Consider the following 26278-nt stretch of genomic DNA (forward strand, 5'->3'; position numbering starts at 1 on the left):
GGTCAGTCGGCAAGCCGTCTTGAACAATCTGGGTCAGGCGCTTCCGGGCGCGGCGCGAGCCGGCCCGGGGCCTTGATGCAGGATGCTCAGCGGCGCTTGGCCATGGCATCGGTGAAACGATCGAACAGTGGCGCGACATCGGTCGGGCCTGGGCTCGCTTCAGGGTGGCCCTGGAAGCTGAACGCGCTCTTGTCGGTGCGCTCGATACCCTGCAGGGTGCCGTCGAACAGCGACTTGTGGATGGCGCGGACATTGCCCGGCAGGGTGGCTTCATCAACGGCGAAACCGTGGTTCTGGCTGGTGATCATGACCACGCCGGTGTCCAGGTCCTGGACCGGGTGGTTGGCACCGTGATGGCCATGGCCCATCTTCACGGTCTTGGCGCCGGAGGCCAGGGCCAGCAGTTGGTGGCCGAGGCAGATGCCGAATACCGGAATCTCGGTTTCGAGGATTTCCTTGATCGCCTGGATCGCGTAGTCGCATGGCTCCGGATCACCAGGGCCGTTGGACAGGAACACACCATCCGGATTCAGTGCCAGCACTTCGCTGGCCGGGGTCTGGGCAGGCACCACGGTCACGCGGCAGCCGCGGGCGACCAGCATGCGCAGGATGTTCAGCTTGACGCCGTAGTCGAAGGCGACCACGTGGTACGGGAGGTCGGCAGCATCGATGGTCGGGTGGCTGTCGGTTTTCAGCTCCCACACGCTGGAGCGCCACTCGTAGCGTTCCTTGGTGGAAACGACCTTGGCCAGGTCCATGCCCTTCAGGCCAGGGAAGCCGCGGGCGGCCGCGATGGCGGCCTCTTCGCTGATGTTGTCACCTGCCAGGATGCAGCCGTTCTGAGCGCCTTTTTCGCGCAGGATACGGGTCAGGCGACGGGTGTCGATACCGGCGATGGCGACGACATTGTTGGCCTTGAGGTACTCAGGCAACGACTGGGTATTACGCCAGTTGCTGGCCAGCAGCGGCAGGTCACGGATAACCAGGCCAGCGGACCAGACACGGTTCGACTCGGCGTCCTCCGGCGTAGTGCCGGTGTTGCCGATGTGCGGATAGGTCAGGGTTACGATTTGCTGCGCGTAGGAAGGGTCTGTAAGGATTTCCTGGTAGCCGGTCATAGCGGTGTTGAATACCACCTCACCAACGGTCTGACCGTCGGCACCGATGGCTTCACCGCGGAAAATACTGCCGTCGGCAAGGGCGAGTATGGCTGGCTTTGTCAAGAAGACCTCCCGTAAGTCAAGCATGAAAGGGCGATCGCAGGTTGCAAAAAAGCGGAGTGACGTATGGACACGTCACCCCGCTTTCATGTGCTGAATTCAATTCGCTGCGCGCTTTTAGTGGACACACTAAAGCTGTAGCTTACAGAAAAGTGCGTTTTCGGTCTACCGCATATGTGCCTCTAAAACACATCAATGCGACAGACTGACATCGGCGTCGCCTGCTTCGCGGGTAAACCCGCTCCCACCGGCACCGCGCAAAGCCTGAGCCCTACATGATTCCTGCGGGAGCGGGCAAGCCCGCGAAGAAGCCAGCACCGTTCTGACGGCTCAGCGCAGCTCGAGCACGTCCTGCATGTCGTACAGGCCCGGCTCGCGCCCATCCAGCCACAGCGCCGCACGCACCGCACCCTTGGCAAAGGTCATGCGGCTGGAGGCCTTGTGGGTGATTTCCAGGCGCTCGCCTTCAGCGGCAAACAGCACGGTGTGGTCACCAACGACATCGCCGGCACGCACGGTGGCAAAGCCGATGGTCTGGCGATCACGCGCGCCGGTCTGGCCTTCACGTCCATACACCGCCACTTCCTGCAGATCGCGCCCCAGCGCATTGGCAACCACTTCACCCATGCGCAGCGCGGTGCCCGACGGGGCATCGACCTTGTGCCGGTGGTGCGCCTCGATGATCTCGATGTCGACATCGTCACCCAATACCCGTGCAGCCATGTCCAACAGCTTGAGGCTGAGATTGACACCCACGCTGAAGTTGGCGGCAAACACGATCGGGATATCTTTGCCCGCTTCGGCAAGCAGCTGCTTCTCCTCGGCGGTAAAACCGGTGGTACCGATGATCATCGCCTTGCCGTGCTTGCGGCAGAACGCCAGGTTCTTCAGCGTCACCGACGGGTGAGTGAAGTCGATCAGCACGTCGAATTCATCGGCAACCTTGGCCAGGTCGTCCGAAAGCAGCACACCGATACGACCGAGCGCTGCCAGCTCGCCGGCATCCGCCCCGACCAGCGAGCTGTCCGGACGATCGATCGCCGCCGTCAGCCCCGCGCCCGGGGTTTGCTGAACGGCTTCGATGAGGGTCTTGCCCATCCGCCCTGCTGCGCCCATCACTGCAATACGTCGCATAGCCATTTTCCTTGTCAGAGATCGCCGAAGAAGCGCTTAACGCCATCGAACCAGCCGCTGGCCTTGGGCGAGTTGTCACCTTCCAGCGAGCTGCGCAGCTCTTCGAGCAGTTCGCGCTGGCGACGGGTCAGGTTGACCGGGGTCTCGACCGCTACGCGGCACAGCAGGTCACCGGCACCACCACCGCGAACCGGGGCGACACCCTTGCCACGCAAGCGGAACTGCTTGCCCGTCTGGGTACCTTCCGGAATCTTGAGCTTCACGCGACCATCGAGGGTCGGCACTTCCAGCTCGCCACCAAGTGCGGCATCGGTGTAGCTGATCGGCACTTCGCAATAGAGGTGCTTGCCGTCACGCTGGAAGATCTCGTGCTCGCGCACGTTGATCACCACATACAGATCGCCAGTCGGACCACCATGGGTGCCCGCCTCGCCCTCGCCGGACAGACGGATGCGGTCGCCGGTATCGACGCCCGCCGGCACTTTGACCGACAGGGTCTTGTATTCCTCGACACGGCCCTCGCCATGGCACGAGGTGCATGGATCGGTGATGATCTTGCCCTGGCCGTGGCAGCGTGGGCAGGTCTGCTGTACCGAGAAGAAGCCTTGCTGCATGCGCACCTGGCCGATGCCGCCGCAGGTCGGGCAGGTCGACGGGGTCGAACCCTTCTTGGCGCCGGAGCCGTCGCACGGCTTGCAGTTGACCAGGGTCGGCACGCGAATACTGACCGTGGTGCCGCGCACCGCCTCTTCCAGGTTCAGCTCCAGGGTGTAGCGCAGGTCGCTGCCGCGCTGGGCGCCGCCACGTCCACCACCGCGGCCGCCGCCGAAGAAGTCGCTGAAAACGTCGCCGAAAATGTCGGAGAAGTTGGCGCCGCCGAAGCCGGCACCACCGCCACCCATGCTCGGGTCGACACCGGCATGACCGTACTGGTCGAACGCCGCACGCTTGCTCGCATCGGACAGTACTTCGTAGGCCTCGTTGGCCTCCTTGAACTTGTCTTCCGACTCTTTATCGCCCGGATTGCGGTCCGGGTGGTACTTCATCGCCAGTCGGCGGTAAGCCTTCTTGAGGTCAGCTTCGCTGGCGCCGCGCTCGACACCCAGGACCTCATAATAATCACGCTTGGACATAGGTCATTTGCACCTTGTTGGGCGTCAGGCATCTGCGCCGCGCCATCAGCACCTGCCTGCACACCACGAATGGCCCCGACAAATGCTGTAAAAAATCTCGAATTCCAGATACGCCAACGCGGGAGCAAGCCCCCGCGCGGCGACATCCTACCAGCTCACCGGCATCAACCAGTGAACGGCTCGACAGCAGGCAACGATTACTTCTTGTCGTCGCCTTTCACTTCTTCGAACTCGGCGTCAACCACGTCGTCGTGCTTGGCTTCCGGCTCGGCTTGCTGTGCGCCACCCTGAGGCTGTTCGGCCTGCTGCTCGGCGTACATCTTCTGAGCAACCGGAGCCGATACCTTGGACAGTTCTTCGACCTTGGCGTCGATGGCAGCCTTGTCGTCGCCTTTGACAGCGGCTTCCAGGGCGACCACGGCAGCTTCGATCGCGGCCTTCTCTTCAGCAGTGACCTTGTCACCGGCGTCTGCAACCATCTTGCGGGTCGAGTGGACCAGCGCATCACCCTGGTTACGAGCAGCGGCCAGCTCTTCGAACTTGCGGTCTTCCTCGGCGTTGGCCTCGGCGTCACGCACCATGCGCTCGATTTCCTCGTCAGACAGGCCGGAGTTGGCCTTGATCACGATCGACTGAGTCTTGCCGGTGGCCTTGTCCTTGGCGCCCACGTGCAGGATGCCGTTGGCGTCGATGTCGAAGGTCACTTCGATCTGCGGTACGCCGCGAGGCGCTGGCGGAATCTCGGCCAGGTCGAACTTGCCCAGCGACTTGTTCTGCGCGGCCTGCTTGCGCTCGCCTTGCAGCACGTGAATGGTCACGGCGCTCTGGTTGTCGTCGGCGGTCGAGAACACCTGCGACTTCTTGGTCGGAATGGTGGTGTTCTTCTCGATCAGCGCGGTCATTACGCCGCCCATGGTCTCGATACCCAAGGTCAGCGGGCTGACGTCCAGCAGCAGCACGTCCTTCACGTCACCGGCCAGCACGGCGCCCTGAATGGCAGCACCCATGGCCACGGCTTCGTCCGGGTTGACGTCCTTGCGCGCTTCTTTGCCGAAGAAGTCGGCAACGGCCTTCTGCACCATCGGCATACGGGTCTGGCCACCGACCAGGATCACGTCGTCGATCTTGCTGGCGTCGATGCCCGCGTCTTTCAGGGCGATGCGGCAAGGCTCGATGGTACGCTTGACCAGGTCTTCGACCAGCGACTCCAGCTTGGCGCGGGAAATCTTCACGTTCAGGTGCTTGGGACCGGTGGCATCTGCAGTGATGTACGGCAGGTTGACATCGGTCGATTGTGCCGAAGACAGCTCGATCTTGGCCTTTTCAGCAGCTTCTTTCAGACGCTGCAGGGCCAGAGGATCGTTCTTCAGGTCCATGCCGGACTCTTTCTTGAACTCGTCGACGAGGTAGTCGATCAGGCGCATGTCGAAGTCTTCGCCACCGAGGAAGGTGTCGCCGTTGGTGGCCAGTACTTCGAACTGGTGCTCACCGTCGACTTCGGCGATTTCGATGACCGAAACGTCGAAGGTACCACCACCCAGGTCATAAACGATGACGGTGTGGTCGCCCTTGGCCTTGTCCATGCCATAGGCCAGTGCAGCGGCGGTCGGCTCGTTGATGATGCGTTTTACGTCCAGGCCAGCGATGCGGCCGGCGTCCTTGGTAGCCTGACGCTGACTGTCGTTGAAGTAGGCCGGAACGGTGATGACCGCTTCGGTCACGGCCTCGCCGAGGTAGTCTTCGGCGGTCTTCTTCATTTTCTTCAGGACTTCGGCGCTGATCTGCGGCGGCGCCATTTCCTTGCCGCTGGCTTCAACCCAGGCGTCGCCGTTATTGGCTTTGACGATCTTGTAGGGAACCAGCTTGATGTCTTTTTGCACGACATCTTCTTCGAAGCGACGGCCAATCAGGCGCTTCACTGCGAACAGGGTGTTGTGCGGGTTGGTGACGGCCTGGCGCTTGGCCGACTGGCCAACCAGGATTTCACCGTCGTTGGCGTAGGCCACGATCGAAGGGGTAGTACGCGCGCCTTCGGCGTTTTCGATGACCTTGACGTTACCGTTTTCCAGAATGGAGACGCACGAGTTGGTGGTCCCCAGGTCGATACCGATGATTTTGCCCATGTTTACTCTCCCGAAACTTGAATTTGGCGGCAGCGGCTACGGTCGTGGCCAACTGCAGTAATACTTGAACGCTTGACACCTAGATGGGGATGCCCCGGAGGATTTCAAGCCTTCTCATCGATAGAAGGTTGCGCTGCCGCTGGCGCCTTGCTGACCACCACCATGGCAGGGCGCAGCAGGCGGCCGTTGAGCAGGTAGCCCTTCTGGAACACGTTGAGCACGCTGTTCGGCTCGACCTCGGCATTTTCCTGCATGGCCATGGCCTGATGGTGCTCAGGGTTGAATGGCTGCCCGTGCGGGTCGATGGCTTCGAGGTTGTAGCGCTTGAGGGTGTCCTGGAACATCTTCAGGGTCAGCTCGACGCCTTCACGCGTGTTCTTGACCTGTTCGTCCTCGGGGTTGAGGTGCGACAGGGCCATTTCCAGGCTGTCAATGACTGGCAGCAGGTCGCCAGCGAATTTCTCGAGAGCGAACTTGCGGGCCTTGTCGACTTCCTGCTCGGCGCGACGAATGCTGTTCTGCGCTTCTGCAGCGACACGCAGGGACTGATCCTTGGCGGCGGCCAGCTGCTCCTCGAGCTCCTGAACGCGGGCGCCGCTATCCACTGCACCAGCCTCTTCGGCATTAAGGTCTTTTTCATTCAGCTGTTCGTCAGCCATGGGTTCTCTCCTCCGCAATTTCGGTTGTACGAGCAAAGCTCGCCGTGTCTGCCGGCTATATGGGGCCGGAAAAACCAGCTTCAAGGGGCACGTGGGTTTTGCCGGCCGCAACAGAATCCGCCAGAGGGCATTGGCAGGGCCGAAAAAAGTACTGTATAAATAACCAGACCTGAACTTCGGGAGCCGCCCCCATGCTGGTGCACCTGTCCATTCACAACTACGCCATCGTCGAGCACCTCGACCTTGAAATCGCCCGTGGCATGTCGGTCATCACCGGCGAGACCGGTGCGGGCAAATCGATCATGCTCGACGCCCTCGGCCTGGCCCTGGGCGACCGCGCCGACAGCGGCGTGGTGCGCCCCGGCACCGACAAGGCGGACATCCTTGCCACGTTCGACCTGGTGGACATCCCCGAAGCCCATGCCTGGCTGGCCGAGCGCGACCTGGACACCGACGGGCTGTGTATCCTGCGCCGCGTCATCACCGCCGAAGGCCGCAGCCGCGGCTACATCAACGGCACACCCTGCCCGCTCGGCGACCTCAAGGCGCTGGGCGAGCTGCTGATCGACATCCACAGCCAGCATGAACACCAGTCTCTGCTCAAGACCGACACCCACCGCCGCTTGGTAGACGAATACGCTGGCGCCATCGACCTCTCCCGGCAGGTGCAGCTGGCCGCCAAACGCTGGAACCAGACCCGCCTGGAGCTGGAGCGGCTGAGCAATTCCGGCGACGAGCAACGCGCCCGCCATCAACTGCTCAGCTACCAGCTGGAAGAGCTGGACAATCTGGGCCTGGGCGAAAACGAACTGGAACAACTGGAGCAGGAACACAAGAACCTGACCAACGCAGAGGCCCTGTTCGGCATCTGCCGTCAGGTCATCGACCAGTGCAGCGAAAGCGATTCAGGCAATGTGCTCAGCGCGCTCACTTCCAGCCTCAACCGCCTCGGCGCTGCAGCGAACGCCCCGCGCGCGCTGGGCGAGGCCGCCAACATGCTCGCCAGTGCACAGATTCAGGTAGAAGAAGCGGTGGGCGAACTCAACCGCTTCCTCGACAACTTCGACGCCGACCCCATGCGCCTTCAAGCCCTTGAAGAGCGCCTCGATACGATCTACACCCTGGCGCGCAAGCACCGCGTACACCCCACCGAGCTGCCACACCTGCAGCAACAGCTGATGGACGAACTCGAAGGCCTGAATGCCAGCGACGAGTCGATCGAACGACTGGGCGAGGAGCTTGACGCCTTTGCCCAGCACTATAAAGAGAAGGCGCTGGAGCTGAGTGCACTTCGCCAGCAGGCAGCCAAACAGCTGGCCGTCGCCGTGGAGCACGAAATCCAGCGCCTGGGCATGCCGGGTGGGCGGTTCTGCATCGAACTTACCCCCAATGAAGGCAATGATCTGTCGCCCCACGGCCTGGAACAGGTCGAATTGCTGGTCAGCGCCAACCCCGGGCAGCCGCTCAAGGGCCTGGCCAAGGTCGCGTCCGGGGGCGAGCTCTCCCGCATCAGCCTGGCAATCCAGGTAATCACGGCGCAGACCTCGCGCATTCCGACCCTGGTATTCGACGAAGTGGACGTCGGCATCGGCGGCCCGACTGCCGAAATCGTCGGCCAGTTGCTACGCCGCCTGGGCGAGCGCGGCCAGGTACTGACCGTGACCCACCTGCCGCAAGTGGCCGCGCAAGGGCACCATCACCTGTTCGTGCACAAGGTGCGCAACAGCGACACCACCCACACCGCAGTCGCCAGCCTGGGCAAACGCGAGCGTGTCGAGGAAGTGGCGCGGATGCTTGGCGGCATCGACCTGACCAAGGAATCCCTGGCCCACGCCCGCAAAATGGTGGTTTCCGGCAAGGCCTGATACTGCCGCTCCTACAGAAAGCACAAAGGCGACCCGAAGGTCGCCTTTGTCATTCATAACGCGCTAAATCGTTACTTTTTCTTACGCACATAGAGGACCAGATTGTGGTCCACGAGCTCGTAGCCATGTTCGGCCACGATTTCTTTCTGGCGGCGTTCAATCTCTGCATCCATGAACTCGATAACTTCACTGGTATCCACGTTGACCATATGGTCGTGGTGACCGCCGTCAGCCAGCTCGAACACCGCGTGGCCACCGTCGAAGTTGTGGCGCACCACCAGACCAGCCGCTTCGAACTGGGTCAGTACGCGATAGACGGTTGCCAGACCGACGTCCTCGCCAGCCTCCATCAGCGCCTTGTAGACATCCTCGGCGCTCATGTGACGTTGCTCGGTCGAGTCGAGCATCTGAAGGATCTTGACTCGAGGCAGGGTCACCTTGAGACCGGCTTTGCGCAATTCGCTATTTTCAACCATGGTCAGCTTTCTCGCCGATGCTGCTTCGCAGCTTCTCTTAATACGGGTATGATCGGGGTTTACGTTGTCCAGCCAAGATAGTGGAAGTCGCCCACCGATGCAAAACACCAAGCTCTTGCTAAACAGCCTCGCCCTCGCGGGACTGCTCGCACTCGCCGGTTGCTCGTTTCCCGGGGTTTACAAAATCGACATCCAGCAGGGCAATGTCGTCACGCAAGACATGATAGACCAATTACGCCCCGGAATGACCCGTCGGCAAGTAAGGTTTATCATGGGCAACCCGCTGCTGCAGGACACCTTCAACACCAATCGTTGGGACTACCTGTACAGCCTGCAACCTGGTGGCGGCACTCGTCAGCAGGAACGGATGAGCATTTTCTTCAACGACAGCGACCAACTGGTCAGCCTGTCCGGCGACTTCATGCCAGGCGTGAGCCGCGACCAGGAAATCCTCGGCGGCAGCAATACCACCACGGTCAGCCCTGCCACCCAGCCAGAGCAGGCCAAGCCGCAGCCGGAAGAGAAGCCGGCCAAGCCAGGCTCGACGGAAGAGTCCATCCAGCGCGAGATCGACACCATCGAGACCACCCCAGTGCCGACTCCGGCACCGCTGGAAACTTCGCCACAGTAATTGCCGGCCAGATGAAAAAGCCCGGACCATGGTCCGGGCTTTTTATTACCGTCTGCTCAACTAGCGCTTGGCCTTCGCCTTCGCAGCGCGCTGCCTGCGCGCCTCGACAGGGTCGAGCAGCAGAGGCCGATAGATCTCCAGGCGGTCCCCCTCCTCGACTAAGCGCTCCTGCGCATCCGCCACCACTTTGCCGAAAATGCCCACCGGACAGCGCGCGATATCCAGCCCTGTCACTTGCCCGGCGATCCCGGACAGGCGCAACGCTTCACGCACTGTCGCACCGTCCGGCACTTCACAGGCCAACAACCACTGGCGCTCGGCCGTGGCGTAGGCCACTTCGACCTTAACCATTGAGCTGCTTGGCACGCTGGCAGAACGCATCGACCAGGGTGTTGGCCGCCTGGTTGAACAGCGGCCCGAGCGTGGCGCGCACGATCGCGCCGGCGTAGTCGAAGGTCAGGTCCAGGCTGATCTTGCAGGCTTTTTCGCCGAGCGGCTTGAACACCCACAGGCCATGCAGCTGCGTGAATGGCCCCTCTTCCAGGTTCATTTCGATGGACTGCCCCGGCACCAATATATTGCGGGTGACGAACTGCTGGCTCATGCCGCCCTTGGCCACTTCCAGCTTCGCCCGCATGTGCGTGTCGCTGGCCTCGATCACCGTCGAGGCCGAGCACCAGGGCAGGAATTCAGGGTAGCTGGCCACATCGTTGACCAGATCGTAGAGCGCCTGGGCAGGGTACGGCAGCAGGGCGGAACGTTGAATATGGGTAGTCATCCAGGCGTCACTTCCAAGGCTGGTTGGCGGCGCTTCGCAGCGTGCCGAAAACAGGTTCTGTGCATAGAACAGGCCTTGTATTGTCCGGTATTCATTGCAGTGGCTCAAGCACACCGAAATCCCATAGCCGACCACGTGATGTCTTGCCTATAATGCCGCCCCTATGGCTAAACAAAAGAAACATCCGACCGGGACCATCGCGCAAAACAAAAAGGCGCGACACGATTACTTCATCGAACACAAGTTCGAGGCCGGGCTGGTCCTGTCCGGCTGGGAAGTAAAGAGCCTGCGGGCCGGCAAGGCGCACCTGACCGACAGCTACGTGCTGCTCAAGGATGGCGAAGCCTGGCTGTTCGGCAGCCACATCACCCCGCTGACCACCGCCAGCACCCACGTCATCGCCGACCCCACGCGCACCCGCAAGCTGCTGCTGAACAAGCGCGAGCTCGAGCGCGTGGAAGCCGCCGTGGCGCAAAAAGGCTACACCTGCGTGGCCTTGGCGCTGTACTGGAGCAAGCACCTGATCAAGTGCGAGATCGCGCTTGGCAAGGGCAAGAAGGAGTTCGACAAGCGCGACACCATGCGCGAACGCGACTCCAACCGCGAGCTGCAGCGTGCGGTGCGGAACAAGGGCAAGGAAGAGTAAATCTCCTTTAGCCTGTTCTGGCCTCTTCGCGGGCAAGCCCGCTCCCACAGGGACTGCACAGGGCCTGAAACCTGCGCAGTACCTGTGGGAGCGGGTTTACCCGCGAAGAATCCCACGCCGAGCTCAGCGCCCGCTGCGCCGCTCTGCCCGCGCCACCCGCTGGGCCTCGTCCTGCGCCTCTTCCAGCACTTCCTGCACATACAGAATGTGCCGGCTGGACACCTCCCGCGCCTCCTCCGCCCTGCCCTCGACAATCGCCTGGTACAACTCGCGGTGCTGACTGATCAGCATGTCGCGTGTTTCCGTACGCTGCTGGTACATGCCACCAATGTTGGTCACCACATTGCGCTTGAGCAGGTCGAACAAGCCACGGATCGTATGCAGCAACACCGCGTTATGGCTGGCCTCGGCAATCGCCAGGTGGAAGCGCGCATCGGCCGCGCCCTCCTCCGCCCGCGTCACCTCGTCAGCCCGCGCATAGCAGTCCTGCAGAGCATCGAACGCCGCTTTCAGCCGCGCACGATCAGGCTCGGTGGCACGCAGGGCTGCGTAGTAAGCGCATGACGCCTCCAGGGTATGGCGAAACTCAAGCAGGTCGCGCTGCGCTTCGGCGCTGTGCTCGAGCAACTGCAACAGGGGGTCGCTGAAGGTCGAGCCGAGCGATTCGGCTACGTAATTGCCGCCACCCTGGCGGCTCACCAGCAGACCCTTGGCCACCAGCTTCTGGATCGCCTCACGCAGTGACGGACGCGACACACCGAACTGCTCGGCCAGGACGCGCTCGGCCGGCAGCCGCTGCCCAGAGGTCAGCGTGCCTTCCAGAATCATCCCTTCCAACCGATCGACGATATCGTCGGACAGGCGCCGTTGGCGGACCTGATCAAAAACCATCACATGCTCTCCACAAACCCCGGCCAATTTACGCCGAGCGCCTATTCTCGCCGATCCGTGCCGCGCCAGCACGCATCAGACGACGGTTTTCGCCGGTGAGCAGCTGCCCGTTCATCGAACTGCGACCAAAGTTTTGCACAGGACAAATTGACACACCCACGACAGCGCTTTTAACCTAGCGACCAGCCATTGTAAATTGGTCTTACCAATTATCCAATGCCAGTGCCTGACCAACAACAATTAGGGGCCACCCCATATGCAAACCTGGCAACAACTCTATACCCCGCTTGGTAGTCTCGGCCTGTCCGCACTGGCGGCGGTCATCCCCATCGTGTTCTTCTTCCTGGCCCTGGCCGTGTTCCGCCTCAAAGGCCACGTGGCTGGCAGCATCACCCTGGCGCTGTCGATCCTGGTGGCGATCTTTGCCTTCCAGATGCCTGTCGACATGGCCCTCGCTGCCGCAGGGTATGGCTTCCTCTACGGCCTCTGGCCGATTGCCTGGATCATCGTTGCCGCGGTGTTCCTGTACAAACTCACGGTCAAGAGCGGCCAGTTCGAAGTGATCCGCAGCTCGGTGCTGTCGATTACCGATGACCAGCGCCTGCAGGTACTGCTGATCGGCTTCTGCTTCGGTGCCTTCCTCGAAGGCGCGGCCGGCTTCGGTGCGCCGGTGGCCATCACCGCCGCGTTGCTGGTGGGGCTGGGCTTCAACCCGCTGTACGCAGCCGGCCTTTGCCTGATTGCCAATACCGCGCCGGTGGCCTTCGGCGCCCTGGGCATCCCGATCATCGTGGCCGGCCAGGTCACCGGTATCGACGCCTTCCACATCGGCGCCATGACCGGCCGCCAATTGCCGCTGCTGTCGCTGTTCGTACCGTTCTGGCTGGTGTTCATGATGGACGGCCTGCGCGGCGTGAAGGAAACCTGGCCTGCCGCCCTGGTCGCCGGCCTGAGCTTCGCCGTCACCCAGTACTTCACCTCGAACTTCATTGGCCCAGAGCTGCCCGACATCACCTCGGCCCTGGCCAGCCTGATCTGCCTGACCCTGTTCCTGAAAGTCTGGCAGCCCAAGCGCTCGTTCGCCGAAGCCAAAGCCAGCGTCGGCGCCGCCGTGGTGCAGCCAAGCGGCAGCCAGCCGACCCCGTACAGCTTCGGCGAGATCTTCAAGGCCTGGTCGCCGTTCCTGATCCTCACCGTGCTGGTGACAATCTGGACGCTGAAGCCATTCAAAGCGGCCTTCGCCCCAGGCGGCGCGATGTACAACTTCGTGTTCAATTTCGCCATCCCGCACCTTGACCAGCTGATGATCAAGACTGTGCCGATCGTTACCGCGCCAACCGCCATGCCGGCGGTGTTCAAGCTCGATCCGATTTCCGCCACCGGCACCGCGATCTTCCTCTCCGCTCTGGTCTCCATGTGGGTGTTGAAGATCAACTTCAAAACTGGTCTGACCACTTTCAAAGAGACCCTGTGGGAACTGCGCTGGCCGATCCTGTCGATCGGCATGGTGCTGGCCTTCGCCTTCGTCACCAACTATTCGGGCATGTCCTCGACCCTGGCCCTGGTCCTGGCCGGCACCGGCGCCGCGTTCCCGTTCTTCTCGCCGTTCCTCGGCTGGCTGGGCGTGTTCCTGACCGGTTCCGACACCTCGTCCAACGCCCTGTTCAGCTCGCTGCAGGCCACCACCGCTCACCAGATCGGGGTCAACGACACCCTGCTGGTCGCGGCCAACACCAGCGGCGGCGTAACCGGCAAGATGATCTCGCCACAGTCGATCGCCGTGGCCTGCGCCGCAACCGGGCTGGTCGGCAAGGAATCCGACTTGTTCCGCTTCACCGTCAAGCACAGCCTGTTCTTCGCCACCATCGTCGGCCTGATCACCCTGATCCAGGCCTACTGGCTGACCGGCATGCTGGTTCATCACTAAAGTGAAAGGGGCCGGGCGCCCTTACGCGCCCGGCATCTCCTTCAACCCACGCTGCGAGAATCCATGATCATTTCCGCCTCCACCGACTATCGCGCCGCGGCCCAACGCAAGCTGCCTCCTTTCCTCTTCCACTATGCCGACGGCGGGGCCTACGCCGAGCACACCCTGCGCCACAACGTCTCGGACCTGGCCAGCATCGCCCTGCGCCAGCGCGTGCTGAAGAACATGTCCGAGCTGAGCCTGGAAACCAGGCTGTTCGACGAGACCCTGAGCATGCCCGTGGCCCTGGCCCCGGTCGGCCTCACCGGCATGTACGCCCGCCGTGGTGAAGTGCAGGCGGCGCGTGCAGCGGCAGCCCACGGCATTCCGTTTACCATGTCGACGGTGTCGGTGTGCCCGATCGAAGAAGTGGCGCCCGCCATCGACCGGCCGATGTGGTTCCAGCTGTATGTGCTCAAAGACCGCGGTTTCATGCGCAACGCCCTGGAGCGGGCCAAGGCCGCTGGGGTGAAGACCCTGGTGTTCACCGTCGACATGCCCGTGCCCGGTGCCCGCTACCGCGATGCCCACTCCGGCATGAGCGGCGCGAATGGCCCGATGCGCCGCGTGCTGCAGGCCATGACCCACCCCGAATGGGCGTGGGACGTTGGCGTGATGGGCCGCCCGCACGACCTGGGCAACATCTCCAAGTACCGTGGCAACCCAACGGGTCTGGCCGACTACATCGGCTGGCTCGGCAACAACTTCGACCCGTCGATCTCGTGGAAGGACCTGGAGTGGATCCGCGAATTCTGGGATGGCCCGATGATCATCAAGGGCATCCTCGACGCCGACGACGCCCGTGACGCGGTCAAGTTCGGCGCCGACGGCATCGTCGTCTCCAACCACGGCGGCCGCCAGCTCGACGGCGTGCTGTCGAGCGCCCGTGCCCTGCCGGCGATTGCCGACGCGGTCAAAGGCGACCTGAAGATCCTCGCCGACTCCGGTATCCGCAGCGGCCTCGACGTGGTGCGCATGATCGCCCTCGGCGCCGACACCGTGCTGATTGGCCGCGCCTTCCTGTGGGCCCTGGCCGTGCATGGCCAGGCCGGGGTAAAGAACCTGCTCGAACTGTTCGAGAAGGAAATGCGCGTGGCCATGGTGCTGACCGGCGCCAAGTCGATCAGCGAGATCACCCGCGATTCGCTGGTCCGCGAACTGGGCGCCTGAGCGCCTGCCAACCGTACCGCCTGAATGACCGGGGCACGCTGCGCAGCAGACACTGCGGCCCCGCGAGGAGATTGCATGAGCCTGCCCGCTGCGTTCCTGCGCGATGCCGAGCGCCTTATCCCGGCCGAGCGCCGGTTCGACGACCCGACCTCCACCCTGGCCTTCGGTACCGACGCCAGCTTCTATCGGCTGATCCCCAAGCTAGTGGTGCGCGTCGAGTCCGAAGACGAAGTGGTCGGGCTGATTCAACTGGCCCAGCGCGATCGCGTGCCGGTAACCTTCCGCGCTGCGGGCACCAGCCTGTCCGGCCAGGCCATCAGCGACTCGGTGCTGATCGTGCTCGGCGACAACTGGGGAGGCAAAGAGATCCGCGGCCAGGGCGAGCAGATCCGCCTGCAACCCGGCGTCATCGGCGCCCAGGCCAACGCCTGGCTGGCCCCGTACGGGCGCAAGATCGGCCCCGACCCGGCTTCGATCAACGCCTGCAAGATCGGCGGCATCGTCGCCAACAACGCCAGCGGCATGTGCTGCGGTACCGCGCAGAACACCTACCACACCCTCGCCGGCCTGCGCCTGGTGCTGGCTGATGGCACCCGCCTGGACAGCGAAGACCCCGCCAGTGTCGCTGCCTTTGAAAGCAGCCACGCCGAACTGCTCGAAGCGCTTGCGCGGCTGGGCCGCGAAACCCGCGCCAACACCGAACTGGCCGACCGCATCCGGCACAAATACCGGCTGAAGAACACCACTGGCCTGTCACTCAACGCACTGGTGGACTACGACCAACCACTGGATATCCTGCAGCACCTGCTGGTCGGTTCCGAAGGCACCCTGGGCTTCATCAGCGCCGTCACCTACAACACCGTGCCCGACCATCCGCACAAGGCCAGCGCGCTGCTGGTGTTCCCCTGCGTGGAAAGCTGCTGCCGCGCCGTCACCGTGCTCAAGCGCCAGCCAGTGTCCGCCGTCGAACTGCTCGACCGCCGCAGCCTGCGTTCGGTGCAGAACATGCCAGGCATGCCGCTGTGGGTCAAAGCCCTGTCAGCCAACGCCTGCGCCCTGCTGATCGAGTCCCGCGCCGCCAGCCAGAGCCTGCTGCACGAACAACTGCAGCGGGTGATGGCCTCGATCGCCGACTACCCGCTGGAGCAGAAGGTCGACTTCAGCGAAGACCCGGCCGTGTACAACCAGTTGTGGAAAATCCGCAAAGACACCTTCCCTGCCGTCGGTGCCGTGCGCCAGACCGGCACCACGGTGATCATCGAAGACGTCACCTTCCCCGTCGAGCAACTGGCCGAGGGCGTCAAGCGGCTGATCCAGCTGTTCGACAAGCACCACTACGACGAGGCGATCATCTTCGGCCACGCGCTGGAGGGTAACCTGCACTTCGTCTTCACCCAGGGCTTCAACAGCGCCGAGGAAGTCGCCCGGTACCAGGCCTTCATGGACGACGTGGCACAGCTGGTGGCCGTCGAGTTCGGCGGCTCGCTCAAGGCCGAGCACGGCACCGGCCGCAACATGGCGCCGTTCGTGGCGCTGGAATGGGGCGCTGATGCTTATCAATTGATGTGGAAACTCAAGCGCCTGCTCGACCCCAACGGCATCCTCAACCCCGATGTGGTGCTGAGCGAAGATCCGGACATTCACCTGAAAAACCTCAAGCCGCTGCCCGCCGCTGACGAAATCGTCGACAAGTGCATCGAGTGCGGCTTCTGCGAGCCGGTCTGCCCCTCCAAGGGCCTGACCCTCAGCCCACGCCAGCGCATCGTCATGTGGCGCGACATCCAGGCGAAGAAGCGCGCTGGCATCGACACCCGCGCCCTGCTGCAAAGCTACCAATACCAAGGCATCGACACCTGCGCCGCCACCGGCCTGTGCGCCCAGCGCTGCCCGGTCGGCATCAACACCGGCGAGCTGGTGAAGAAACTGCGCAGCCAGGCCGCCGACCATGCCAAGACCGCCGATTGGCTGGCCGAACATTTCCACACCGCGCTGGGCGGCGCCCGCTTTACCCTCACCGCCGCCAACAGCGCCCGCAAGCTACTCGGCGCACCACGCCTCGGGCGCATCAGTGCAGCGCTGAGCAAGGCCAGCAAAGGCCGCCTGCCACAGTGGACACCGGCCCTGCCACAACCGCTGCGCACGCTGGACTTCGGCCCGGCGAGCAACGACGCCCGGCCCCGCGTGGTCTACCTTGCCGCCTGTGTTTCGCGCGTGATGGGCCCGGCCTACGCCGACCGCGAGCAAAGCTCGCTGCTCGACAAGACCCGCGCCCTGCTGGAAAAGGCCGGTTACCAAGTAGTCTTTCCGGACAACGCCGACAGCCTCTGCTGCGGCCAGCCGTTCGCCTCCAAGGGCTACCCCGAGCAAGCCGAACACAAGCGCCAGGAACTGCTCAACGCCCTGCTCCACGCCAGCCGCGGCGGCCTCGACCCGATCTACTGCGATACCAGCCCGTGCACCCTGCGCCTGGTGCAGGACCTGGGCGAAACCCGGCTGGACCTGTATGACCCGGTGCGCTTCATCCGCACCCACCTGGTCGACAAACTGGAGTTCAGCCCCCAGGACGAGCCCGTGGCCGTACATGTGACCTGCAGCACCCAGCATCTGGGCGAAAGCCAGGCATTGATTGACCTGGCACGCCGTTGCAGCAAGCAGGTGGTAATTCCGGAAGGCATTCATTGTTGCGGATTCGCTGGCGACAAGGGCTTCACCACACCCGAGCTCAACGCTCACTCACTGCGCAGCCTGAAGGATGCGGTGCAGTATTGCAGCGAAGGCATCTCCACCAGCCGCACCTGTGAAATCGGCCTGTCCAGCCACAGCGGCATCGACTACCACGGCCTGGTCTACCTGGTAGACCGCGTCACCCGCCCACGCAGCATCTGACCAGCCCCAGGGCCGCGCTGCGGCCCCTGCGGGAGCGGGTCTACCCGCGAACACAGGCGAAGCCCGTGCCATCACCATCCGGCCACCAAGCCATCACCCGATTGAACCCTCACCAAACCGCGGCAGTCCACCCTTACAGGCCCACTTCCCAGCGGCCATAAAAGGAGATTCCCATGAAAGGCACCGCGCTTTCGGCCCTCTTCGCGGCCGCTACCCTCCTGGCTTCGCCGGTATTCGCCGCCGACGACCTGTGCACAACCAACCTGCAGAAGATCGACGACAGCATGGCCACCGCCGGCGCTACCTCCGAAGGCCTGGACAAAGCCCTGACCGAGCAGGTCGACAAAGCCAAGGCCGCCCAGGCTTCAGGTGACACCAAAGGCTGCATCGCCATCACCAGCAAGGTCCTGGAGCGCCTGGAAAAGACCGAGAAAGGCAGCGGCACAGCCGGCGGCAGCGGTGCTTGAGCCGCCGCAGCGTGGGCGACAGGACCGGCTGTCGACGTCGCCCGCGCAATGGCGTATACTCCGTCTCACGTGCCGTAAGGTGCGTTAGCCAAGAGCTAGTGTGGGGCCGATCAGGATTCGACGCCGGTAGCGAAACTCTAGGTGCATGCCGAGTTGGTAACAGAACTCGTAAATCCACTGTTGCAACTTCTATAGTTGCCAATGACGAAACCTTCGGCGAGGAATCCTACGCTCTCGCAGCGTAAGTGACCTTTGCTTCTGGTAGCTTCGGCTCCAGCAATCACTAGGGGATGCCTGTAAACCCGAACTGATTGTCATATAGAACAGGATCGTCGCGTAGCACGTTGTGGGCGAAGTGACTAAAACTTACACAACTCATCCAAAGCACCCTGCCCGTCGGGCGGCTGCGGATTAAATCAGTAGACACGGCTAAGCATGTAGTACCGACAGCGGAGTACTGGCGGACGGGGGTTCAAATCCCCCCGGCTCCACCAAATTCCAAAAAAGAAGACGCCCTAGGGCGTCTTTTTTTGTGTCTGGAATAATCTAACTCACCGGCTTGGGCGTTACAGATTGTTTCGAAATGCCGCGAAAAATCAGATTTATCCCCTTTCTTGTAGGACATTTCCCAAAGATACTCTCCGCCCATGTTTTCCGTTGCGATCGCTTTTTCAGGGTTTTAGTCTCGCTGGGTCGTTGCACTCCAACGGCATGACTTTGACAGGTCGCGACGGTAAACAACAAAGCGGTTCGTCGTTATGGTGGCTGTACGTGCGGGCACGCTTGCGTGCGCCGGAACTTGTTGTTTCCGCCGGTCTGTCAACCCGCGTACAGCTGCCACCCTCTGTTTGACAGCAGATGGTGACGGCCCTGAAATGGAAGCAATCATGTTGAAGATAGTCCCCGATCCACCCCACCTCCTCCACGCCCTGGAAGACACGCTGATGATGGCCGCCGACTACGCGCTCTGCGCCGAAGCCGTCGTCCAGCAGGCAATGCTGATGCAGCCCAAGTCACCTGTGTCGCTGCTGATCATGACGTCGATGCACGAGCTCGACAGCTTGCGCAAACTGCTCGAAACGGCCCTGGCCCAGATCCAGAAACCCGCCGCCCCGCAGACGCTGCACTGATCCGCAGCATGCTCAGCCTGGCCTGCCAGGCCAGGCCTTTACGACTTCAGGGAGATCAAACAATGGCCACCGAAGAAACCCGATTCACCGTTGGCAAAACCACCTTCTTCCAAGGCGAAAACCAGACCCACCCATTATTCCGCATCGAACCCGGCATCCCTTGCCAGGCCGCCCGCGAACAGGCTTCAGAACTGATGGGCTACGTTCGCGACCTGTCCATCGATGGCCTCATGGAAGACAAACCACAGCTGCTTTGGGCCTCGCACTACCTAAGCGCCATGGCCAAGGCCCTGCTGGATGATGCGGAACTGGGCATGACGACAACGTCCTGAATCAACATTGAGCCGCTCTGCTCCTGAGGGCGGCTGTTCAAACGCGCCCCACCGCCCGCCTCACCTTGTCCAGCAACTCGCCCAACCGAAACGGCTTCACCAGCATATCCATCCCCACCCCCAGAAACGCCTGCCGGTCCAGCGCTTCATCGGCATATCCGGTCATGAACACCACCGGCAACCCTGGCCTGCAAACCCTGGCCATATCCGCCAGTTCGCGCCCGCTCATCGTCGGCAGCCCCACATCGGTCAACAGCAAATCCGGCCCTGGCTCAAGCCGCAGATGGAAAAGCGCCTCGTCGATCGTCGAAGCCAGTGTGCAGCGGTACCCCGCATCGGTCAGTGCCTCGGCCACCGACAGGCGCACCGAAGCCATGTCCTCGACAATCAGCACATGCTCGCCATTGCCGCGGGCATCTTCCGCCACTTCGCGCTGCGGGGTCACGGCGATATCCTCGGTGGCCGGCAACATCAGGGTCACTTCGGTGCCTTCATCCACTATGCTGCGCAGCACTACGTGGCCGCCCGACTGGCGGGCGAAGCCGTAGATGGTCGACAGCCCCAGACCGGTCCCCTGCCCCAGCGGTTTGGTGGTGAAGAACGGGTCGAATACCTTGTCCAGCACAGCAGGCTCGATGCCGGTGCCGTTGTCACGCACCGTCACCGCCACATAGGGACCGTCTTGCAGGTTGGGGTCGCCGTGGACCAACGCCGTGCAGGTCTTGACCCAGATCTGCCCGCCCTTGGGCAACGCATCGCGGGCGTTGATCACCAGGTTGAGCACGGCACTTTCCAGCTGCACGGGGTCGACCAGGGCGATGGCAGGATGGGTAGACAAATCCAGGCTGAGGGTGACGCGTTCGCCGATGGTGCGGGTGAGCAGTTCCTCTAGCGAGCTGACGTGCTGATTGACGTCCACCGGCCGGGTGTCCAGCGGTTGCTGGCGCGCGAAGGCCAACAGACGGTGGGTCAGCACGGCGGCGCTGTTGGCGGAACTGAGCGCTGCATCGACGTATTTGGGCACCTTTTCCGTGCGCCCTTCGGTGACGCGTTTGCGGATCAGCTCAAGGCTGGTGATCACGCCCGTCAGCAGGTTGTTGAAGTCATGGGCGATGCCACCGGTCAGGCTGCCCAGGGCTTCCATCTTCTGCAACTGCAGCAACTGGGCCTCGGTACGCGCGTGATCGGCAACTTCCTTGGCCAACTGCGTGGTGGCGTCGTCCAGGCGCGCCAGGTGCGAGCGTTCGCGATGGAGGTGCTCGGTGATGTCTTCGATGAACACCAGGCAAAGCCCAGGCGCGCGATACGGCGACAACTGCCATTCGGTATCGCGCGGCTCGCCATGCAGGCGCATGCCCAGATTGCCGCGCCAGCGCTTGCCGGCGCGCAGGTGCTCGCGCAGTTCTTCCAGCACCCGTGCCTGGCCATCGGCAAAGCACTCGCGCAGTTGCTGCGGGTCGCGGTTGTCCTGCATCAGGTGGGCGAATGCGTGGTTGCATTCATGCACCTTGAACTCGGCGTCGAGCACGGCGATAGGCGCCGATACGCTGCGGAAGATTTCCTGAAAACGCGCCTCGCTTTCGCGCAGTGCACGTTCGGTGTCGCGTACCCGCAACAGCGTACGCAGGGTGGCCAGCAATACGTCCGGGTCGACCGGGTGGATCAGGTAAGCATCGGCACCGGCGTTGAGGCCGGTGATGATGTCGCCGCTCTGGATCGATGCTGCCGACACGTGGATCACCGGCAACAAGGCTGTGCCCGGGTCCTGGCGCAGCAGGCGAACGATATCGAAGCCGCTCATGTCGGGCAGGTTGACGTCGAGGATGAGTGCATCCACCTGCTGCTCCCTGATCAGCGCCAACCCTTCGCCGCCGGTGCCGGCTTCGAGCACCTCATAGCCATGCACGCCCAACCGCCGGCGCAAGGCGTAGCGGGTGGCCGCGTTGTCGTCGACGATCAGCAGGCGCACATCAGGTTTCATCGGCGTTCTCCTGGGCCAAGGCCAGCGGGATGATCACGAAGAAGCATGAGCCGATCCCTGGTTCGCTGATCACGCCCACCTCGCCGCCCAGCAGCGTGGCGAAGCGCTTGCACAGCGACAGCCCCAGGCCGGTGCCGCGCAGGCGCTTCTGCAGCGGCGAGTCGACCTGGGCGAAATCCTCGAACAAGGTGTTCAACAGCCCGGTAGGGATGCCGATGCCGGTATCGCTGACGGCGAAGCGGATCTTGTTATCGCCTTGCAGTCGGGCAGAAACGCGCACCTCCCCGCGAGAGGTGAATTTCACTGCGTTGGAGATGAAGTTGCGCAGGATCTGCGCAAGCTTCTTGTCGTCGGTGTACAGCCTTGGCAGGCCGACCGGCTCTTCGAAGATCAGGTCCACCGCGCTGGCGTCGACAATTGGCCGGAACATGCCGCGCAGGGCCGCGAACAGGTCGAGCATGTCGAACCAGGCCGGCGAAATGGTGATGCGCCCGGCCTCGATCTTGGCAAGGTCGAGGAGGTCGTCGACCATGTCCGACAGCTCGCGAGTGGCGGTACTGACGAACGCGACCTGGCGGTGCTGCTCTTCGGACAAGGGGCCATCCAGTTCGTCGGCCAGCAGGCTGGTGATACTCAGGATCGAGCCCAGCGGGGTGCGGAACTCGTGGCTCATGTAGGACAGGAAGCGGCTTTTCAGGTCCGAAGCCTGGCGCAGTTGTTCGGCCTGGATGTCCAGTTCGGCATACAGCGCCAGCACGCCCTGGTTGGTCTCGTCGAGTTCGGCGCGCAGTGCCTGGTTTTCCGCCTGCAGGCGGGCGACCAATGCCACTGGGTCGGTCAAGGGTTTAGCCATGGGTGGGCTCCAGGTCGACGACCAGCACTGTCACATCATCCCGCCCACGGCAGAAGTCACGGTGCAGCACGGTCGCGATCACGGCCGGATGGCGATGCACCAGGCCAGGGTAGTCTTGAAGGTTCCAGCGCGATTGCAGGCCGTCGCTGTAGAGAATGAGCAGGTTGCCGTTTACCTGAGCGTAGTCGAAGGCCTGCGCCTTGCGGTACTGGCCGCCGACAATGCCCGGCAGCGAGGCCAGGCCACGCGCCTGGTTGCCCTGGATCAGGCTGGCGCCGATATTGCCGATGCCGGTGAAGGACAGGCGGTTCTGGCTGGCATCATGCTGGGCGATGGCGACGGCGCCACCGCGGGTGACGGCCATTGCCCGGTGCAGCCGCTCGATCAGCAGCAGCGGGTCGATGAATGCATCGGCGGCGAAGGCCACAGCGCCTGCCTGCGCGGCCGTCTCGGCATCTGGCCCGTGGCCCAGGCCATCCACCAGCAACACGCTGAGGCGGTTGCCGTCGAGCGCCACGTGCCAGGTATCGCCACACGCCGGGTCGTCATGCAGGGCGTGATGGCTCACGCCGATACGGATGTCGCGAGCGGCGTGCTGGCGCCTGTACAAGCGCGCCATGATCACCGAACCCCGCGCATCGGTATGCACGTCGAACACCTGCGCCAGGCGCGCAATGGCGCCCAGGCCAATGCCTTGGGTGCCGCCTGTGGAATAACCGTCGGCCAGGCAGGTGGCGGTATCGAAGCCCTGCGCCCGGTCCACGGCCAGCAGTTCGACACCGAAACCGTTGGCCCCGGGTATGGCGCGCAGGTGCAGCTCGCCGCGCTGTGCATGCTTGAGCACATTGCTGCTTAATTCGGTCGCCAGCAGGGCTACGCGCCCGGCATCCTCACTGTCGAAGCCTTGTTGCTCGGCCAGCTTCTGCGCCATGCGCCGGGCGTGGCCGACCTGGCTGCTGTCTTCCAGCGGCAACACCAGCGTGAGACTGGCATGGAGGTTCATGCCCATCGTGTGATCGTCACGCGTGTGCCCTCGCCTGGCGCGGTGTCCAGCTCGAATTCGTCGACCAGGCGCCTGGCTCCCGTCAGGCCAAGGCCCAGACCATTGCCGGAAGTCCAGCCGTCGGTCAGCGCCAGGTTGATGTCGGGGATGCCGGGGCCTTCATCGCGGAACACCAGGCGCAAGCCGGTTCGCCCGCCCTCTTCCAGCACCTGCCAGTCCATGTCGCCGCCACCGCCGTAGACCACGGTGTTGCGCGCCAGCTCGCTGACCGCCGTCACCAGCTTGGTCAGGTCCACCAGGCGCATGCCGCACTCGCCGGCCAGCTTGCGGGCCAATTGGCGGGCCAGTACCACGTCCTGCTCGATACGCACCGGCAGGCTGCCACTGTCATGGGCATTCATACGCGCCTCACGGTCTGGCGCAGGCGCTGCATGCCACGCTCGACGTTCAGTGCCGTGCTGACACCGGGCAGGTTCAGACCCAGCTCCACCAGAGTGATGGCCACCGCTGGCTGCATGCCCACCACCATCACCTGGGCATCCATCAGCCGCGACAGGCTGGCGATGTCGGCGATCATCCGGCCGATGAAGGAGTCGACCATGTCGAGTGCGGAAATGTCGATCAGCACGCCACGGGCCGAGGTACTGCTGATACGGTCGGTAAGATCGTCCTGCAGGCGCATGGCCAGTTCGTCATGCATGTCGACCTGAATGGTCACCAGCAAGAATTCACCCATTTGCAGGATCGGTATGCGTTCCATGGCCTTATCCCCGCTCGGCCAGGCTCACACCCAGGCGTGACAGGGCCAGTTTCAGCGCGTCGGCAAGGTTGGCCTTGGTGGTCAGCGTGCCGAGGTCGAGCCCCAGGTGAACGATGGTCTGGGCGATCTGTGGGCGCACCCCGCTGATGATGCAGTCGGCACCCATCAGGCGGATTGCAGTCACCGTCTTGAGCAAGTGCTGGGCGACCAGGGTATCGACGGTCGGCACGCCGGTGATATCGATGATGGCGATTTCCGAGCCGGTGTCGACGATGCGTTGCAGCAACGATTCCATCACGGTCTGGCTGCGTTGCGAGTCCAAGGTACCGATCAGCGGCAGCGCCAGCACGCCGTCCCACAGTTTGACCACGGGGGTGGACAGCTCCAGCAGCTCTTCCTGCTGACGCTTGATCACTGCTTCGCGGGTTTTCTGGTAGGTGCGCATGGTGTGCATGCCCAGGTTGTCTAGCAGTTCAGAGATGACCCACAGCTGCTCGGCGAGGCGCGCAGGCTCATCGCTGTAATGGGCCTGTAGCAAGCCAAACAACGGGCCTTTGAGGGCGAAGATGAAATAGACGGTCTGGTGCGAATCATGACCGAGCTGGGCGCGGCTGGCAGACAACTTTTCCAGGAAGCGCCGTATTTCCTCCCATTCACCCGTGCCGACATTATTGTCGCCATCCGATTGCATGCCTTGCGACAGCAGCTGGAGGAATTCGCGGGCTTCCTGGTTGAGCGTCTGCTCTTTGATGTTGCGCGTGGCGCCGCTGGCTTCCAGGGCCGCAAGCCACTCATTGAGCAGCTGAGCCTGGTTTGCCTTGATCGCTTCCAACGTGCTGCCTTGCAATGCTGCCATGTGCCTTTCGCTCCTGTGCGTTAAGGCCGGCATCCCTAGGTGGGCGCCAGCCTGTTGAGAATGACATCTTCACACTCAAATAGTTGTGGCGCACGGGAAAGATAGTTGCAATGGGCCATATCTGCGCGCTGTCTTCAACACCCAGGTGGCAGCGAGCGGTTCAGCAGCGCACCGACAAGCTCAGCGAACGCCAGGAGCGCGATGGTCTGACTCGAGCTCAAGCGCCGTCATCAGAAGCCCCCAAGGCGTAGAACTCGTGCAACTTGGCCTGCAGTAGTGCCTTGTCTGGCAGTCGTGTCTGGTACTCCGCAATCAGAGCGGGTGACAAGCTGCGGTTGAGCGCGTATTCGACCACTTCGTCGTCCTTGCTGGCACACAGCAATACACCGATGGAGGGGTTTTCATGAGGTTTGCGCTCATTGCGATCCAGGGCTTCCAGATAGAAATCGAGCTTGCCAAGGTATTCCGGCTCAAAGCGACCGACCTTGAGCTCGATCGCCACCAGGCAATTGAGACCACGGTGGAAGAACAGCAGGTCCAGAGCGAAGTCGCGGCCGCCTACCTGTAATGGGTATTGAGAGCCCACGAAGCAGAAGTCTCTGCCCAGCTCGATCAGAAATTCTTTGAGCCGATCCATCAATGCGCCATGCAGATCAGCTTCGGCATGGCCTCCAGGCAGGCCAAGGAACTCGACCATATAGGCATCCCGGAAAACATCCATGGCAGCAGGATAATTCTGTCTCAGCGCTGCTGAAACTTTTGCCGGGCTGGCGATGCTGCGTTCATACAACGCTGCCTTCAACTGTCGTTCAAGCTCACGCCTCGACCACCGCTCCTGAACGGCCATGCGCACATAGAACTGGCACTCATCGCGCTGCTTGCACTGCCCCATGATGATGAGGTTATGACTCCAGGATAATTGTCGCACCAGTGGTGCGACTTTCTCGTCACCCTGATATGACTCGTAGAACTGACGCATCCGGAACAGATTCGCGCGGGTGAAACCGCGCAGCCCCGGCTGCGTTTGGGCGAGATGTGCGGCCAATTGGCTGACCACCGAATCGCCCCACTCCGCTTGCTCCAACTTGCGACTGATATAGCCACCCACCTGCCAGTACAAATCGATCAACTGGGTATTGACTGCCTGCACCGCCCGTTGCCGGGCCCCGTGGATCAACGCCAGCACTTCTTCGAAACGGTCATCCTTTACCGACGGAGAAGCCACTGGCGCATTGGCGTCTTGTTGTTTCGCGCTCATGCCTCGACTCCCTGTATGAATTGCGCAGGAAGTCTACCCCCACCAAGCCACCCTCCAACT

Annotated in this window: 25 protein-coding genes and 1 other RNA gene; 10 read left to right on the top strand and 16 right to left on the bottom strand. The window is 62.7% G+C overall.

Going from position 1 to position 26278, the window contains the following annotated elements; genetic code table 11:
• Positions 1–86: 86 nt before the first annotated feature.
• The 5 genes from carA to grpE form a co-directional block, all read right to left on the bottom strand.
• Positions 87–1223 (bottom strand): glutamine-hydrolyzing carbamoyl-phosphate synthase small subunit, encoded by a 1137-nt coding sequence (gene carA / locus ACQKPS_RS22030; protein ID WP_003249935.1) that lies wholly within the window; start codon positions 1221–1223, stop codon positions 87–89.
• 327 nt (positions 1224–1550) lie between these two features.
• Entirely contained in the window at positions 1551–2354 is an 804-nt protein-coding gene (gene dapB, locus ACQKPS_RS22035) for a 4-hydroxy-tetrahydrodipicolinate reductase (RefSeq protein WP_186601125.1), read from the bottom strand.
• Between the two features lie 14 nt (positions 2355–2368).
• Positions 2369–3487, bottom strand: coding sequence for a molecular chaperone DnaJ (dnaJ, locus tag ACQKPS_RS22040; RefSeq protein ID WP_110639666.1), 1119 nt, complete (start codon positions 3485–3487; stop codon positions 2369–2371).
• A gap of 197 nt (positions 3488–3684) precedes the next feature.
• Complete coding sequence (dnaK, locus tag ACQKPS_RS22045) at positions 3685–5610, bottom strand: molecular chaperone DnaK (protein ID WP_283725371.1); 1926 nt, start codon at positions 5608–5610, stop codon at positions 3685–3687.
• Positions 5611–5714: 104 nt separating this feature from the next.
• Positions 5715–6269: a nucleotide exchange factor GrpE gene (gene grpE, locus ACQKPS_RS22050; RefSeq protein ID WP_283725372.1), complete on the bottom strand. Its 555-nt coding sequence runs from the start codon at positions 6267–6269 to the stop codon at positions 5715–5717.
• A gap of 191 nt (positions 6270–6460) precedes the next feature.
• Here grpE and recN point away from each other — a divergent pair, with 191 nt between their 5' ends.
• Positions 6461–8134, top strand: coding sequence for a DNA repair protein RecN (gene recN / locus ACQKPS_RS22055; RefSeq protein WP_254481505.1), 1674 nt, complete (start codon positions 6461–6463; stop codon positions 8132–8134).
• 71 nt (positions 8135–8205) lie between these two features.
• Here recN and fur read toward each other — a convergent pair whose 3' ends face one another.
• Positions 8206–8610: a ferric iron uptake transcriptional regulator gene (gene fur / locus ACQKPS_RS22060; RefSeq protein WP_046788147.1), complete on the bottom strand. Its 405-nt coding sequence runs from the start codon at positions 8608–8610 to the stop codon at positions 8206–8208.
• A 97-nt stretch (positions 8611–8707) separates the two neighbouring features.
• On the opposite strand from fur, the gene ACQKPS_RS22065 reads away from it, so the two are divergent.
• The gene (locus ACQKPS_RS22065; RefSeq protein WP_054885652.1) at positions 8708–9241 is read left to right on the top strand and encodes an outer membrane protein assembly factor BamE; all 534 of its coding nucleotides are present in this window, start codon (positions 8708–8710) and stop codon (positions 9239–9241) included.
• A gap of 60 nt (positions 9242–9301) precedes the next feature.
• Here ACQKPS_RS22065 and ACQKPS_RS22070 read toward each other — a convergent pair whose 3' ends face one another.
• Together ACQKPS_RS22070 and ACQKPS_RS22075 are read right to left on the bottom strand one after the other, a co-directional pair.
• Positions 9302–9592 carry an RnfH family protein gene (locus ACQKPS_RS22070; RefSeq protein ID WP_254481506.1) on the bottom strand — a complete coding sequence of 97 codons (291 nt, stop codon included), beginning with the start codon at positions 9590–9592 and terminating at the stop codon, positions 9302–9304.
• Positions 9585–10019 (bottom strand): type II toxin-antitoxin system RatA family toxin, encoded by a 435-nt coding sequence (locus ACQKPS_RS22075; protein ID WP_054885654.1) that lies wholly within the window; start codon positions 10017–10019, stop codon positions 9585–9587. The genes ACQKPS_RS22070 and ACQKPS_RS22075 overlap by 8 nt, the downstream gene beginning before the upstream one ends.
• A 163-nt stretch (positions 10020–10182) precedes the next feature.
• Between ACQKPS_RS22075 and smpB the strand changes: the two genes are divergently transcribed.
• The gene (gene smpB / locus ACQKPS_RS22080; protein WP_003249914.1) at positions 10183–10665 is read left to right on the top strand and encodes an SsrA-binding protein SmpB; all 483 of its coding nucleotides are present in this window, start codon (positions 10183–10185) and stop codon (positions 10663–10665) included.
• Positions 10666–10788: 123 nt separating this feature from the next.
• Here the strand turns inward: smpB and ACQKPS_RS22085 are convergent, their stop codons facing one another.
• Positions 10789–11556, bottom strand: coding sequence for an FCD domain-containing protein (locus ACQKPS_RS22085; protein WP_254481507.1), 768 nt, complete (start codon positions 11554–11556; stop codon positions 10789–10791).
• Between the two features lie 256 nt (positions 11557–11812).
• On the opposite strand from ACQKPS_RS22085, the gene ACQKPS_RS22090 reads away from it, so the two are divergent.
• The 7 genes from ACQKPS_RS22090 (at position 11813) to ACQKPS_RS22120 (ending at position 19507) form a co-directional block, all read left to right on the top strand.
• Positions 11813–13483, top strand: a complete 1671-nt coding sequence (locus ACQKPS_RS22090) for a lactate permease LctP family transporter (RefSeq protein WP_427605626.1) — start codon at positions 11813–11815, stop codon at positions 13481–13483.
• A 63-nt stretch (positions 13484–13546) separates the two neighbouring features.
• Complete coding sequence (gene lldD, locus ACQKPS_RS22095; protein WP_186601120.1) at positions 13547–14692, top strand: FMN-dependent L-lactate dehydrogenase LldD; 1146 nt, start codon at positions 13547–13549, stop codon at positions 14690–14692.
• 75 nt (positions 14693–14767) lie between these two features.
• A complete protein-coding gene (locus ACQKPS_RS22100) occupies positions 14768–17578 on the top strand; it encodes an FAD-binding and (Fe-S)-binding domain-containing protein (RefSeq protein ID WP_427605627.1) in 2811 nt (936 codons plus the stop codon).
• 173 nt (positions 17579–17751) lie between these two features.
• The gene (locus ACQKPS_RS22105) at positions 17752–18045 is read left to right on the top strand and encodes a hypothetical protein (protein WP_283725378.1); all 294 of its coding nucleotides are present in this window, start codon (positions 17752–17754) and stop codon (positions 18043–18045) included.
• 102 nt (positions 18046–18147) lie between these two features.
• Positions 18148–18539: a transfer-messenger RNA gene (gene ssrA / locus ACQKPS_RS22110) on the top strand.
• A 393-nt stretch (positions 18540–18932) separates the two neighbouring features.
• Positions 18933–19175 carry a hypothetical protein gene (locus tag ACQKPS_RS22115; protein WP_254481511.1) on the top strand — a complete coding sequence of 81 codons (243 nt, stop codon included), beginning with the start codon at positions 18933–18935 and terminating at the stop codon, positions 19173–19175.
• A 62-nt stretch (positions 19176–19237) separates the two neighbouring features.
• Complete coding sequence (locus tag ACQKPS_RS22120) at positions 19238–19507, top strand: DUF3077 domain-containing protein (RefSeq protein WP_427605628.1); 270 nt, start codon at positions 19238–19240, stop codon at positions 19505–19507.
• Between the two features lie 37 nt (positions 19508–19544).
• Here the strand turns inward: ACQKPS_RS22120 and ACQKPS_RS22125 are convergent, their stop codons facing one another.
• The 7 genes from ACQKPS_RS22125 to ACQKPS_RS22155 all read right to left on the bottom strand — a co-directional run bounded on the left by ACQKPS_RS22125 (position 19545) and on the right by ACQKPS_RS22155 (position 26218).
• Complete coding sequence (locus tag ACQKPS_RS22125) at positions 19545–21488, bottom strand: response regulator (protein ID WP_254481513.1); 1944 nt, start codon at positions 21486–21488, stop codon at positions 19545–19547.
• Positions 21478–22341, bottom strand: a complete 864-nt coding sequence (locus ACQKPS_RS22130) for an ATP-binding protein (protein WP_283725380.1) — start codon at positions 22339–22341, stop codon at positions 21478–21480. The genes ACQKPS_RS22125 and ACQKPS_RS22130 overlap by 11 nt, the downstream gene beginning before the upstream one ends.
• Complete coding sequence (locus tag ACQKPS_RS22135; RefSeq protein ID WP_283725400.1) at positions 22334–23344, bottom strand: ATP-binding protein; 1011 nt, start codon at positions 23342–23344, stop codon at positions 22334–22336. Before ACQKPS_RS22135 ends, ACQKPS_RS22130 begins: the two co-directional genes overlap by 8 nt.
• Positions 23341–23745, bottom strand: a complete 405-nt coding sequence (locus ACQKPS_RS22140) for an anti-sigma regulatory factor (RefSeq protein WP_427605629.1) — start codon at positions 23743–23745, stop codon at positions 23341–23343. The genes ACQKPS_RS22135 and ACQKPS_RS22140 overlap by 4 nt, the downstream gene beginning before the upstream one ends.
• Positions 23742–24104: an STAS domain-containing protein gene (locus tag ACQKPS_RS22145; RefSeq protein ID WP_054883952.1), complete on the bottom strand. Its 363-nt coding sequence runs from the start codon at positions 24102–24104 to the stop codon at positions 23742–23744. Before ACQKPS_RS22145 ends, ACQKPS_RS22140 begins: the two co-directional genes overlap by 4 nt.
• A 4-nt stretch (positions 24105–24108) precedes the next feature.
• Complete coding sequence (locus tag ACQKPS_RS22150) at positions 24109–24960, bottom strand: STAS domain-containing protein (protein WP_254481515.1); 852 nt, start codon at positions 24958–24960, stop codon at positions 24109–24111.
• 217 nt (positions 24961–25177) lie between these two features.
• Complete coding sequence (locus ACQKPS_RS22155) at positions 25178–26218, bottom strand: PDDEXK nuclease domain-containing protein (protein WP_283725381.1); 1041 nt, start codon at positions 26216–26218, stop codon at positions 25178–25180.
• Positions 26219–26278 lie beyond the last annotated feature (60 nt).

The sequence above is a fragment of the Pseudomonas sp. NPDC086566 genome, from assembly GCF_050280885.1.
GTDB classification, from domain to species: Bacteria; Pseudomonadota; Gammaproteobacteria; order Pseudomonadales; family Pseudomonadaceae; genus Aquipseudomonas; species Aquipseudomonas vlassakiae.

What these genes read in the sequence shown, in the direction of transcription:
- dapB (WP_186601125.1), bottom strand. Translation starts at nt 2,354, where the DNA reads ATGCGACGTATTGCAGTGATGGGCGCAGCAGGGCGGATGGGCAAGACC.
- dnaJ (WP_110639666.1), bottom strand. Translation starts at nt 3,487, where the DNA reads ATGTCCAAGCGTGATTATTATGAGGTCCTGGGTGTCGAGCGCGGCGCC.
- dnaK (WP_283725371.1), bottom strand. Translation starts at nt 5,610, where the DNA reads ATGGGCAAAATCATCGGTATCGACCTGGGGACCACCAACTCGTGCGTC.
- grpE (WP_283725372.1), bottom strand. Translation starts at nt 6,269, where the DNA reads ATGGCTGACGAACAGCTGAATGAAAAAGACCTTAATGCCGAAGAGGCT.
- recN (WP_254481505.1), top strand. Translation starts at nt 6,461, where the DNA reads ATGCTGGTGCACCTGTCCATTCACAACTACGCCATCGTCGAGCACCTC.
- fur (WP_046788147.1), bottom strand. Translation starts at nt 8,610, where the DNA reads ATGGTTGAAAATAGCGAATTGCGCAAAGCCGGTCTCAAGGTGACCCTG.
- ACQKPS_RS22065 (WP_054885652.1), top strand. Translation starts at nt 8,708, where the DNA reads ATGCAAAACACCAAGCTCTTGCTAAACAGCCTCGCCCTCGCGGGACTG.
- ACQKPS_RS22070 (WP_254481506.1), bottom strand. Translation starts at nt 9,592, where the DNA reads ATGGTTAAGGTCGAAGTGGCCTACGCCACGGCCGAGCGCCAGTGGTTG.
- ACQKPS_RS22075 (WP_054885654.1), bottom strand. Translation starts at nt 10,019, where the DNA reads ATGACTACCCATATTCAACGTTCCGCCCTGCTGCCGTACCCTGCCCAG.
- smpB (WP_003249914.1), top strand. Translation starts at nt 10,183, where the DNA reads ATGGCTAAACAAAAGAAACATCCGACCGGGACCATCGCGCAAAACAAA.
- ACQKPS_RS22085 (WP_254481507.1), bottom strand. Translation starts at nt 11,556, where the DNA reads ATGGTTTTTGATCAGGTCCGCCAACGGCGCCTGTCCGACGATATCGTC.
- ACQKPS_RS22090 (WP_427605626.1), top strand. Translation starts at nt 11,813, where the DNA reads ATGCAAACCTGGCAACAACTCTATACCCCGCTTGGTAGTCTCGGCCTG.
- lldD (WP_186601120.1), top strand. Translation starts at nt 13,547, where the DNA reads ATGATCATTTCCGCCTCCACCGACTATCGCGCCGCGGCCCAACGCAAG.
- ACQKPS_RS22100 (WP_427605627.1), top strand. Translation starts at nt 14,768, where the DNA reads ATGAGCCTGCCCGCTGCGTTCCTGCGCGATGCCGAGCGCCTTATCCCG.
- ACQKPS_RS22105 (WP_283725378.1), top strand. Translation starts at nt 17,752, where the DNA reads ATGAAAGGCACCGCGCTTTCGGCCCTCTTCGCGGCCGCTACCCTCCTG.
- ACQKPS_RS22115 (WP_254481511.1), top strand. Translation starts at nt 18,933, where the DNA reads ATGTTGAAGATAGTCCCCGATCCACCCCACCTCCTCCACGCCCTGGAA.
- ACQKPS_RS22120 (WP_427605628.1), top strand. Translation starts at nt 19,238, where the DNA reads ATGGCCACCGAAGAAACCCGATTCACCGTTGGCAAAACCACCTTCTTC.
- ACQKPS_RS22125 (WP_254481513.1), bottom strand. Translation starts at nt 21,488, where the DNA reads ATGAAACCTGATGTGCGCCTGCTGATCGTCGACGACAACGCGGCCACC.
- ACQKPS_RS22130 (WP_283725380.1), bottom strand. Translation starts at nt 22,341, where the DNA reads ATGGCTAAACCCTTGACCGACCCAGTGGCATTGGTCGCCCGCCTGCAG.
- ACQKPS_RS22135 (WP_283725400.1), bottom strand. Translation starts at nt 23,344, where the DNA reads ATGAACCTCCATGCCAGTCTCACGCTGGTGTTGCCGCTGGAAGACAGC.
- ACQKPS_RS22140 (WP_427605629.1), bottom strand. Translation starts at nt 23,745, where the DNA reads ATGAATGCCCATGACAGTGGCAGCCTGCCGGTGCGTATCGAGCAGGAC.
- ACQKPS_RS22145 (WP_054883952.1), bottom strand. Translation starts at nt 24,104, where the DNA reads ATGGAACGCATACCGATCCTGCAAATGGGTGAATTCTTGCTGGTGACC.
- ACQKPS_RS22150 (WP_254481515.1), bottom strand. Translation starts at nt 24,960, where the DNA reads ATGGCAGCATTGCAAGGCAGCACGTTGGAAGCGATCAAGGCAAACCAG.
- ACQKPS_RS22155 (WP_283725381.1), bottom strand. Translation starts at nt 26,218, where the DNA reads ATGAGCGCGAAACAACAAGACGCCAATGCGCCAGTGGCTTCTCCGTCG.